The organism is Vibrio sp. M260118 (assembly GCF_036533755.1).
In the GTDB taxonomy this organism is placed as follows: Bacteria; Pseudomonadota; Gammaproteobacteria; order Enterobacterales; family Vibrionaceae; genus Vibrio.
Genome location: NZ_JATABG010000399.1, coordinates 1 through 3,023, shown reverse-complemented (window position 1 = coordinate 3,023; position 3,023 = coordinate 1). Strand labels below are relative to the sequence as shown.

3 protein-coding genes are annotated in these 3,023 nt (G+C 47.4%); all 3 read left to right on the top strand.

From position 1 onward, the window contains the following. Positions 1 to 159 precede the first annotated feature (159 nt). A complete protein-coding gene (gene rsxA / locus QTO00_RS17405; protein WP_331425902.1) occupies positions 160 to 741 on the top strand; it encodes an electron transport complex subunit RsxA in 582 nt (193 codons plus the stop codon). Next, positions 741 to 1,325, top strand: a complete 585-nt coding sequence (rsxB, locus tag QTO00_RS17400) for an electron transport complex subunit RsxB (RefSeq protein WP_038206599.1) — start codon at positions 741 to 743, stop codon at positions 1,323 to 1,325. Before rsxA ends, rsxB begins: the two co-directional genes overlap by 1 nt. 8 nt (positions 1,326 to 1,333) lie before the next feature. Next, positions 1,334 to 3,023 (top strand): electron transport complex subunit RsxC (gene rsxC / locus QTO00_RS17395; protein WP_331425901.1); only part of this gene is annotated, 1,690 nt, incomplete at its 3' end.

Below are 3,023 nucleotides of genomic sequence, written 5' to 3'. Positions count from 1 at the left end.
GAACACCAGATTTCCCTTAGCTGGTCGTATTTATTCAATTTTTCCAACGCAATCTCGTATAATTTTTATGCAACAATATAAAACCTTATCTTTCCTTGGTTGTTATTACCCAAGCAAAGCAGGATAATGTCGGGATCGGAATTTCTAAATTATATAACTATGACCGAATATCTTTTGTTGTTGGTCGGCACTGTGCTGGTCAATAACTTTGTACTGGTGAAGTTTCTGGGCTTATGTCCATTTATGGGTGTTTCTAAAAAGCTAGAAACCGCTATCGGAATGGGGTTAGCGACAACGTTCGTTTTGACCTTAGCTTCCGTGTGCGCGTACCTAGTAGAAAACTACATCCTAGACCCGCTCAACTTGCAATATTTGCGCACCATGAGCTTTATCTTGGTGATCGCCGTGGTGGTTCAATTCACAGAGATGGTAGTACACAAAACCAGCCCTACTCTGTATCGCCTACTAGGAATCTTCTTACCACTAATCACTACCAACTGTGCGGTTTTAGGTGTTGCACTACTGAACATCAACGAAAACCACAACTTTATTGAGTCGATTGTATACGGCTTTGGCGCGGCGGTCGGATTCTCATTAGTGCTGATTCTATTTGCCTCAATGCGCGAACGCATTGCAGCGGCCGATGTACCTGTGCCATTTAAAGGCGCTTCGATTGCGATGATCACTGCAGGACTTATGTCTTTAGCCTTCATGGGCTTCACAGGGTTGGTGAAGTTGTAATGAGCTCAATTCTAATCGCTATTATCGCTATCGTTGCACTCGCCGCTATTTTCGGCGCGATGCTTGGTTTCGCTTCAATTCGCTTTAAAGTTGAAGCAGACCCTATCGTTGACCAAATTGACAACATTTTACCTCAGACCCAGTGTGGCCAGTGTGGTTATCCGGGTTGCCGACCATATGCAGAAGCGATTGCAAATGGCGACGACATTAATAAGTGCCCTCCTGGTGGCCAGGCTACCATCGAGAAACTGGCAGACTTAATGGGCGTTGAAGCGACTGACTCGGCACATGATCTCGAAAACACAGTGAAAACCGTGGCATTCATCCACGAAGATATGTGTATTGGCTGTACCAAGTGTATTCAGGCTTGCCCTGTTGATGCGATAGTGGGCGGCACCAAAGCACTCCACACCGTTATTAAAGATGAATGTACAGGTTGTGATTTGTGTGTTGCGCCATGCCCAACTGACTGTATTGAAATGATCCCTGTAGAAACCACTACAGCGAGCTGGAAGTGGCAGATGGACGCCATTCCCGTTGTTGATATTACCGATTCCGCAAGTCAGCAGAAAAGCGGGAGTTAAGGACTGGTATGCTGTCACTCATCGAACAAATTAAATCTGGCTCGCTATGGACCTTCCCTGGAGGAGTCCATCCAGCAGAAAACAAATCACAATCGGTATCAAAAACGCTGACCCGAGCGTCGATCCCAAATGAAATTGTTCTGCCAGTTAAACAACATATAGGTAAACCCGGTACGATTACCGTGGAAGTTGGTCAGCAGGTTCTTAAAGGCCAGCCACTGACCAAATACGACACCAGCTTTATGCTTCCTATACATGCGCCAACTTCGGGTACTGTGGTTGCCATTGAGCCAAGAACCACCGCACACCCTTCCGGCCTGAGCGAAACTTGTATTGTAATTCAGCCTGACATGGCTGACCAATGGGGTGAGCGTGAATCATGGAGCGACTTTACTCAAAAAGCGCCTGATGAGCTGATTGAGAAAATTCGCCAAGCGGGTGTTTCTGGTATGGGTGGAGCGGGTTTTCCTACCGCGAAAAAAATCCAATCTGGTTTGGCTAGAACAGAGATTTTGATCGTCAATGCGGCTGAGTGTGAGCCATACATCACGGCCGACGATATGTTAATGCGAGAACATGCGGATGATATCATTCAAGGCATTGAAATTGTTGAGCATATCTTAAAGCCAAAGCTGACTGTCATTGGTGTTGAAGACAATAAACCACAAGCGGTTGAAGCTTTGCAGCAAGCAGCTGAGCACAAAGACATTGTCATCCGAGTGATACCGACTAAGTATCCATCAGGCGGTGAAAAACAGCTAATTAAGATTCTGACCAATAAAGAAGTACCAAATGGTGGCATTCCTGCTGATATTGGTGTTCTAGTGCAAAACGTCGGTTCACTTTATGCGATAAAACGCGCCGTGTGCGATGGCGAAGCATTAGTCGATCGGATTGTCACCTTAACGGGTAACGCCTTCAAGCAACCAAGAAACGTTTGGGCCATGCTAGGGACACCTGTGCAAGCGCTTCTGGAAGAGTTCGATTACCAAGCGGACAAAAAGCTACCGCGCCTTATTATGGGCGGGCCTATGATGGGCTTCACCTTGCCTCATGCGCAGGTACCGATCACCAAAACCTCAAACTGTATTCTTGCGCCAACTCGCAAGGAGATTTCGCCAAACCAGTATGAAATGGCGTGTATTCGTTGTGGCCAATGTGCGGAAGCGTGTCCTGCGTCTTTGCTTCCACAGCAGCTCTACTGGCACTCAAAAGCAGAAGAGTTTGACAAGTGCGAAGAGCTAAATATTAAAGACTGTATTGAGTGTGGCGCTTGTGCCTTTGTCTGCCCGAGTGAGATCCCACTGGTTCAATACTACCGTCAAGCCAAAGCAGAGATCCGTACTCGCAAAGAAGAAGCGGAAGCCGCTGAGCGCGCCAAAATCCGTTTTGAAGAGAAAAAAGCTCGCCTAGAGCGTGATAAGGCCGCGCGCGAAAATCGCTTCAAAAAAGCCGCCGATGAACGTCGTAAAGAGATGAAATCAAGCGGTGGTGATGACGCAATTGCCGCGGCAATCGCCCGTGTTAAAGCACAAAAATCAGAGTCTGAGACTGAAGAGAAAGCAGTGAAGCCAGCTGTCGCTGCGGCCATCGCTAAAGCAAAAGCGAAGCAAGCTGCTGCGATGCAAAGCGGTCAGTCTGAACCAGATAACAGCGAGATGGCTAAGCTACGCGAAGAGCGCAAGCGCCAAGCACGTG

Bases quoted from the DNA above. Each gene is read 5' to 3' on its own strand.
- rsxA (WP_331425902.1), top strand. From the start codon at position 160: ATGACCGAATATCTTTTGTTGTTGGTCGGCACTGTGCTGGTCAATAAC.
- rsxB (WP_038206599.1), top strand. From the start codon at position 741: ATGAGCTCAATTCTAATCGCTATTATCGCTATCGTTGCACTCGCCGCT.